Annotated in this window: 7 protein-coding genes; 4 read left to right on the top strand and 3 right to left on the bottom strand. The window is 43.8% G+C overall.

Annotated features, from left to right (window positions below):
• Nucleotides 1–13 precede the first annotated feature (13 nt).
• From ACQEXR_RS07870 to ACQEXR_RS07880, 3 genes are read right to left on the bottom strand one after another with little or no spacing between them, the layout of a single operon-like run.
• A complete protein-coding gene (locus ACQEXR_RS07870; protein WP_138972166.1) occupies nt 14–508 on the bottom strand; it encodes a PTS system mannose/fructose/N-acetylgalactosamine-transporter subunit IIB in 495 nt (164 codons plus the stop codon).
• A gap of 11 nt (nt 509–519) precedes the next feature.
• Nucleotides 520–948 carry a PTS sugar transporter subunit IIA gene (locus ACQEXR_RS07875; RefSeq protein WP_426950143.1) on the bottom strand — a complete coding sequence of 143 codons (429 nt, stop codon included), beginning with the start codon at nt 946–948 and terminating at the stop codon, nt 520–522.
• 2 nt (nt 949–950) lie between these two features.
• Nucleotides 951–2,711 carry a class I mannose-6-phosphate isomerase gene (locus ACQEXR_RS07880; protein WP_426950144.1) on the bottom strand — a complete coding sequence of 587 codons (1,761 nt, stop codon included), beginning with the start codon at nt 2,709–2,711 and terminating at the stop codon, nt 951–953.
• A 242-nt stretch (nt 2,712–2,953) separates the two neighbouring features.
• Here ACQEXR_RS07880 and ACQEXR_RS07885 point away from each other — a divergent pair, with 242 nt between their 5' ends.
• The 4 genes from ACQEXR_RS07885 to ACQEXR_RS07900 all read left to right on the top strand — a co-directional run.
• A complete protein-coding gene (locus ACQEXR_RS07885) occupies nt 2,954–3,958 on the top strand; it encodes a LacI family DNA-binding transcriptional regulator (RefSeq protein ID WP_427020076.1) in 1,005 nt (334 codons plus the stop codon).
• A gap of 257 nt (nt 3,959–4,215) precedes the next feature.
• Complete coding sequence (locus tag ACQEXR_RS07890; RefSeq protein WP_426950146.1) at nt 4,216–5,493, top strand: methyl-accepting chemotaxis protein; 1,278 nt, start codon at nt 4,216–4,218, stop codon at nt 5,491–5,493.
• Nucleotides 5,494–5,888: 395 nt separating this feature from the next.
• Nucleotides 5,889–6,731: a DUF4123 domain-containing protein gene (locus tag ACQEXR_RS07895; protein ID WP_427020077.1), complete on the top strand. Its 843-nt coding sequence runs from the start codon at nt 5,889–5,891 to the stop codon at nt 6,729–6,731.
• 2 nt (nt 6,732–6,733) lie between these two features.
• The coding region (locus ACQEXR_RS07900) for a toxin VasX (protein WP_427020078.1) at nt 6,734–7,732 on the top strand (999 nt) is incomplete at its 3' end.

The raw sequence follows: 7,732 nt of genomic DNA on the forward strand, positions 1-7,732 counted from the left end.
GGTTGTTTTGTTGTTATTTCAGTTTTTGCAGTGCATCTTGCCAGGTGTAGGAACTGGCATCAGGAACCAATCTAAAGTCGATGTGGTGACCGTCTTCTGAGAGGTAATTAAACGCAGAGATTTCTTCTTGGTTAACGCATTGGTTGCTGCCAATTGTCGTTGTGCCTTCTCTAGCGCTCATTGGGCCTACGTTGATTTTGTTATTGAGATTTTCAAGGCTAATACCGGCTTCGCGAATACGGCGCAGCGTGACTGGAGATTTCGCGATGACGAAATACTTCTTGTCGCTGGCGATCACCTTCGGTAGCTTGCTGACGGCGGTAGCCGTGTCAAATAGCCAAACTTTAACGTCGGTTACTGCGCCTTTCATGACTTGTGATAGCAATGGGTCAGCTGCTACAGCATCGTCAATGGCCACGATGCCATCACAAGGAAGTTCTTTTGCCCAACGAGTCATTAACTGTCCATGAATAACGCGGTCGTCGATACGCACAAATGAAATAGCCATAGTGTTTCTCCTTAAAAATAGTCTTCTTGTGACAGCTCTACTGGCTTGGCAACCACAACCGTTTTTAGCGCTTCTTGCTGCAAGGTCGTTGCAACCGATGAAGCGTCCGTCTCTTCAACAAAGTCTGCCGTCATTAAAAGTGTTGGGAAGTTAACCCCAGTTACGACTTCCACCTTGGGATTTAAATCTGGGTTGAATGCGTAAGTGCAAGCTACGTTGTAGGGTGTGCCGCATTCCAAATCGCATAACACAATAATGCCGTCGACATTGGGTGCTATCGCAGTGATTTCATGGTGAAAATCGTGTTTAAATTGCTCTATGCCTCCCTCTTCGGTCAGACAGATCGCAGTCGTGTTATTGAGTTCGCCAAATACCATGTTGGCGCTACTGATAAGTGCAGTGGCTAATGGGCCGTGACTGGCTACAATAAAATGGAGCATGATTAACCTCTTACGAACGCTTTAATAGTGGCAATTTCTTTTCCTTCGCTTTCGCCATATGGTTGGATGACATAAGCGTCTATGTGAGCTGGGATAACGAAGGTTTCGGCATAATGAACAACAAATGGCTCAAATTTATTGTCTGGACTCAAGATAATTGCCTCCCTACCTTCGACTAAGTTCAGAACATTGACGGTTCCCTCAGTTTTATGAAGAACGGGTTTGTTGAACCAGTGGCGTCGGGTCTCGATAAACTCACGCTCATGCAGACCCGTTTTTTCTTCTCTCCAGCCTTCGCCTTCTGCGATTGGTGTAATAGCGTTAACTAAATGCTCCTGACACCATTCCGTGTTGCGCTCCCATTGAATCACTTCTTTGCCATGGTCCAAATGTACTGGTCGTGGCAGGTTATCAAGCCCTAGACGACCCCAATCCCACAGTTTGAAAGTGAAAATATATGGGGTTGCACTGATTTCAAGCACCATTGAGTCGGAGCCCGAGCAGTGAATAGTGCCGGCAGGGATTAAGAAATGGTCGTGCTTTTTCGCTGGAAATTGATTGATAAAGCGCTCATCATCGAATGATTTTTCGCCGCGTTGCGCTGCATATAAATCATCCATCAGTTCATCTGGGTTGATGCCAGACTTAGTGCCAAGATAAACACTGGCTTTTTCTCCAGCGTCTAATATGTAATAGCTCTCGTCTTGGGTATAGTGCATCCCAAATTCGTTCTGAATGTACTCTGTTAGAGGGTGTACTTGCAGGCTTAGATGCTGACCTTGCATGGTATCGAGGAAGTCGAATCGAATTGGGAACTCTGCGCCAAAACGTGCATGGACACTGTCGCCTAAGAGTGCGCGTGGTTGTGTTAATACCAAGTCTTGCGATGGTATTTCGACAACAACGTCACCGTATTTAAGTAGTAAGCTGTTTTCTTCAGGAACGCAGTCAAAACACCATGCATAGTTTGGCTTGTCTTGGTCGAGGTCGCAGACTTCTTTCATCCATTGACCGCCCCAGACCCCTGGATCAAAGAAAGGCACCAGTCTAAATGGTTGAGTTGTCGCTTGTTGCAAGCCGGCGTTGAACGCTGTGCCAGAGACCATTTTAGGGTCAAAAGCGGTGTTAGTGTCTAATAGAAAATCGACGACAGACAGCAGTTTGGTCTTATAACGGTCGAAGACACGCCACTCGATAAAGAATGAGCGTTTGTATCTACGTAATACATCCTCATCGTAGTTTTCTGCGCCCCAGTTCCCGAGCTCACCACGGCGAAAGCGTTGTTGGACTTCCCAACGGGCTAGGTCAGCATAAATAAAGGTATCCCCTTCAGCGACCAATCTTGCGCCATGGCCTAAAACAACGATTAAACCAGAATCAGCGTTTTTAACGGCTTGCTTTAGTTGTTGTAGTTTTTCACAGTCAAAAAACTCTTCCAGCTTGTGTGGTGCAATGACACCAAAGACTCGGTCATCGGTAATGTTGCGTTGCAACATAGCGAAGATATGTTCTTCGGAATATTTTGCGTCGTCCATTGACACCACTAAAGCGGGGGAGAGCGGAGCAACAAGCTGGTCGAGGATTTCATTGTGATTGACACCATGATAGGTATCGATCACCAAAATATGTTTATCTTGGTCCTGAAGGCGTTGTTCAATTGTGTCAACGATACTGCCCCAACCGCGAACGGCTGAGTGGTCAAAGCCCTTCACTTCTACATTTGGAAACTTGTCATAATTGGATTGACCAGATAGGTATTTCATACATCACCTTGAGTTAATCATTTGACTACAGTCTAATCACTCAGTTAATCAATCAACAAATTGGTTAACGCGGTTAACTACTCATTTAGCGTTCGTTAACCCTTGATTTGAAGGCTAACTTTGTAGTTAATCACATAATCATAGCGATAATAGTCCGTGATTTGGGTTAATCGATTAATCTGGTTTTAATCAGGTAGGAAAGCCGTTATAACTGGCGCTAATTTCATTTACTGGAGTTCAACATGACGAAAGCAACCATCGCAGATGTGGCTAAGTATTGCAGCGTTTCCACCGCAACCGTGTCCATGGTATTGACGAACAAAGGGCGAATCTCTGCCACCACGCGTGAGCGGGTATTAGAAGCGGTTAAAGAGCTTGGTTATGTTTACAATCAGGCCGCTGCCAACTTGCGACACAAGCGCAGTAACCTAGTTGGGCTCGTCATACCGGATATCACCAACCCATTTTTCGCTGAAATGATTGCAGGACTTAGTCACTATCTTGAAGAGCAAGATTCGTTACTCTTTCTCGCTAACGCTGAAGAGAGCGTTGAGCGTCAAAGCAAGTTCATCGATTCGTTGTTGAGTCAGAATGCCGGTGGTGTAGTTATGTGCCCTGCGATGGAAACCGATCTGGACTTTCTGGAGACAGTACAAAGTCGTGGGTTTCCGATAGTGTTGGCTGTTCGACCTATTGGAGAAGATCAATTTGATTTCGTCGGAACCAATAACTTTATGGGCTTACAGTTGGCAACGGAGCACCTTATCAAAAAAGGTCACAAACATATTGCGTTCGTTGGTGGATTGGATATTTCGAAGACGCGTTCCCATCGTCTTGGGGGCTATATGTCAAAGTTGATTGAACATGGGATTCCTTTCAATGAACGATACATTCGAAGCTGTTCAGCGAGCCGCTCCGAGGGAGCGAAGGTAACAAGAGAGCTATTGGATCAACACCCTGAGATAACCGCCATTATTGGCTACCAAGATATTGTTGCTTTTGGAGTCATGCGGGCAATTAAAGATCTCGGTAAAACCGTGGGGAAAGATATCGCAGTTGTGGGTTTTGATGATGTTGCGGAATCTGCCGATACCAACCCCTCGTTGACTTCTATTTCTGTCTCTGCAAGAGAAATAGGCCGAGCGGCGGGAGAGATTATTCTGTCACGCATGGAAGGCGACAAGCAGCCATACAAAAGCGTTGTGTTCCCACCCAAACTGGCGGTGAGAAGCTCATGTGGTGGTTGAGTTGTGAGCCATACCACTTAGCTAGTGATATTTATGGTGTGTGTCCTTTCAATTTTTAAAATGAATGCGCCGATTGTTGCTAAAAGCGTTTGAGGTGATTTAAGGGGTGTTTTGAGTACAAGTCACGTTTAACATAATAGGAAATTAACTACATCATTCGTCGCTTATTTATTCTATTCTGGTTCTGTTAATTTTGATACTTATTTTGTGTTAGTACTGTTATTACAAAATCATAAACGTAATTAGAATCGGAATATATGTTTTTTAAAAAGAAAAAAATGGTCAAAACCCCCGACCTTAATCAAGATTTTATTGAGTCTTTATATGGATCTCTGGCCGTTATTGAGTTTACCCCTGAAGGGGAGATTTTAAATGCTAGTGATTTGTTTTTATCCTGTGTTGGATACCAAAGGCAAGAAATTATAGGTAAGCACCATTCTCTCTTTTGTTTAGAAGAAATTGCGTTATCGCAACAGTATTCCCATTTTTGGCACAATCTAGCTTCAGGGGAAGCGCAAAGTGGAGTTTTCTCCCGACTTAATAAATCAGGAAAAGAAATATTTGTTGAGGCAACGTATTTCCCGATAATCTCTGATGGAAAAGTTATAAAAATTGCTAAAGTCGCCTCTGATGTTACAGAACAACATGTAAGAAGCATTGAAGATTGTGAGTTATTAAGTGCATTAGACCGAACGTTTGCCGTTATCACATTTTCACCTTCTGGAGAGGTAATTAATGCAAATGATGCATTCCTGAGTACTTTAGGTTATTCACAAGATGAAGTCGTAACCAAGCATCATAAAATGCTTTGTTTTGACGATTTTTATCAAGAAAACCCTCATTTTTGGAGGGAGTTACAAGGTGGGAGAGCATTTAGTGGGCGTTTTTTAAGAAAATCAAAACTAGGCGATAGAATTTGGATTCAGGCGTCTTACAACCCAATATTCAACGATAAAAATGAAGTATATAAAGTGGTTAAGTTTGCTACTGATATTACACCAGAGGTCCTTCAAGAGGAGGCTTCAAATGAGGCCATATCGATTGCTTACACAACGGCTGTTGAAACTGAACAAGTAGCAACGGATGGTAAAAAGTCAATAAACAAAGTTCAAGAACAATCACTAGACGCAGTTCAACAAGTGGAAAGCTCCGTCGAGCTAATAAATAAGCTAAATGAACTCTCAACTAACATTGAAAATATCGTCCAAGTTATTGGTAGCATTGCTGATCAAACGAACTTACTGGCTTTAAATGCGGCAATAGAAGCAGCAAGAGCTGGTGAATATGGACGTGGTTTTGCTGTTGTGGCTGATGAAGTGAGGGTTTTAGCTTCCAAGACATCAGGTTCAACAGATGAAATTAGTCGAGTGGTCTCTGAAAATGTAATGTTGACGAATAAAATATCCGAATCAATGGGGAAAATTAGAGTCTCTGCAATAGATACAAATGAACAATTATACACTGTATCTTCAGTGATCGATGAAATACAAAGAGGTGCAGAGGATGTCGCTAAAAATATGTCCAATTTAACTTAGTGTGAACCTAAACCAATTTTTTAGCTAGTGCGATTTTACTTACCGCACTAGCACTTCATAGCTAGCTGTGCCATACCTGTAGTTATTCATTAGTTGCTAAATTAGCAAAAACGCTGGTAAATAAATGTCCAAATACGACTTATTGCCAATTAGGAAAAGCAATTTCTCGACCTCCTGAAAAAGTGGCATTGGAAATGGTTCAAGAACGGCTCAAATCTTCTCTCGCTCGCATAGATAGAGAAAAAGTGATCTTACTTCGACATTTTTTGCCTAGTTTTTCTTTTTAAGTCAGAAAATGAGTAATTTTTCAATGTGCCATTGCTTGCTTATTGAGCGGTCGTTATTCTCGGTTTAATACAGAAGATATTATCTACGTCAGCCCAGAGTAATACGCAATGAAACCGTTATTTGAATTGTCAAAATCAGAGCAACTGTTCCTTTTGGTGGAAGGTGCTTGCATTCCTGACCTAGAAAGGCAGCTTTATCAGCTACCTGGGGTAATGGAACAAGAACCGATTTTTTTGTATCCCCCTTATAATCAGCTATTGAGTGTTTCACCGAGGCTAGTGAAAGCGACCCCAGAGGTTCAACACTGGTTTTTTGACCTCAACCAGTTTCAATGGGGATACTTTTTCTCTTCAGATTTATCATTAAGTGATGCAGCGAAAGCTTTACGGCGACTAATTATGGTTGAAATGCCAAGTGGTAATCCCGGATTTTTTCGTTTTGCTGACAGCCATGTAGCCTATGTTTTATTGGATACTCAATGTTCCATGTTATGGCAGCCGATGAACAAAGCTTGGATTCACCAAGCAGGGCAGTGGCAAAGGCTGGAAAATCCTTTTCTGATACCGCCAGAAATCCCCCATCAAATGCTGAAACTTACAGACGAACAGTGGCGAAGACTCTCGCTCATCCCATGGCAAAATTCACTGCCCAATACATTGATTGCTCACATGCAGCGTTGGTTTCCTGAGCGCAGCCATCAGATTCCCGATTTAAGGGGCTGGGTTTGTACTCATATGGAGACGGCTCACGCTAAAGGTTTTGAGACCGAGCAAGACTTACTCTATTACTTCAATATCCTTGGGTATGTCGGCGAAGAGGCTTTGCTAAAGAATACCTACCCAAATCTCACTCAACTTATCGAACAACCGTCATCACACACCTCATCACAACGTATTGCTCAAGCGGCGAGCTTAGCCGAGCAAATTGCCAACCAATCAAGGGAGAACTAACCATGAGCACCCCCAATAAAGCCGCTAAATGCGCGTCCACCCGCAATGCAAAAAGTGCGGTTGCCTTATGCCCTTTTCGACGTAATGACGTAGGTATCATCCCTGTCCGTTACGCCTTGGATGATATGAATGAACAAGGCCAACCACTTCACCCACTGCCTACCACCGATACCCAGTGGCAAGGTCGATTTACCCCAAAGCAGCGTCAGTATACGTTAAGGCAATTACGTGATGGTTGGTTGTATGTCTATGACGAGACGGATAAGACTTTTGATGAGTATCAGGTGAAAGGGTATGAGTTGACCAAAATTGACTGGTCAAACGATGAAGCGGATAAACCTGCGAATCAGCGTGGCAGCAAAGGCGAAACGAAAAGCTGCTTGGTCTACCCAGCGAAAAATACACTCTATATGGCGTTTGCCCATCAACGCTGGACATGGCGACTGTGTGAGCATATGCGTTCTAACCTATCCCATCGTTCGACATGGATGCGTAAGGTCAACTTGCAACAGTTCCATTCAACACAGAGTCACCCCCATGCGGGCCTTTCGTCTCAGCTTGGTAAGTATGTGGCGGATGTTGGCACCGATGGAGCACCGACAGGTGTGTTTGATACGACCTGTACACCATTAACTCCCATTGAAGGCGGAGTTGATGACTTCAAACATGTGGCAGACAAGGTTGGGTGTTGGGACTTAGATTATCGAGCTGACTTGCCCGCCCAAGATTGCGGGATGTTTATTGCCCTCGATGACCCTCTAGCGGATGTGAGCGACTTGTTCTTACCTCTTTCCAAACAGGTTGCGGCGCGCAGCACAGCCCACCAAGATGAAGACAATCTTCACAAGCTACAAATGGCCGAACTGACTCGAACACTGGGGCGGATAAGAGTAGAACATGATGAGTTACCGGTGCAGGTTAAAAATGACCCAATCAAGGTGATGGAGTTTGAACGTCAACTTACTGAATATGTCGCCACTCAATCTCTGGCAGATAAAGAG

It is taken from the genome of Vibrio sp. TRT 2004 (assembly GCF_050113735.1).
In the GTDB taxonomy this organism is placed as follows: domain Bacteria; phylum Pseudomonadota; class Gammaproteobacteria; order Enterobacterales; family Vibrionaceae; genus Vibrio.

Bases quoted from the DNA above. Each gene is read 5' to 3' on its own strand.
- ACQEXR_RS07870 (WP_138972166.1), bottom strand. From the start codon at position 508: ATGGCTATTTCATTTGTGCGTATCGACGACCGCGTTATTCATGGACAG.
- ACQEXR_RS07890 (WP_426950146.1), top strand. From the start codon at position 4,216: ATGTTTTTTAAAAAGAAAAAAATGGTCAAAACCCCCGACCTTAATCAA.
- ACQEXR_RS07895 (WP_427020077.1), top strand. From the start codon at position 5,889: ATGAAACCGTTATTTGAATTGTCAAAATCAGAGCAACTGTTCCTTTTG.
- ACQEXR_RS07880 (WP_426950144.1), bottom strand. From the start codon at position 2,711: ATGAAATACCTATCTGGTCAATCCAATTATGACAAGTTTCCAAATGTA.
- ACQEXR_RS07875 (WP_426950143.1), bottom strand. From the start codon at position 948: ATGCTCCATTTTATTGTAGCCAGTCACGGCCCATTAGCCACTGCACTT.
- ACQEXR_RS07885 (WP_427020076.1), top strand. From the start codon at position 2,954: ATGACGAAAGCAACCATCGCAGATGTGGCTAAGTATTGCAGCGTTTCC.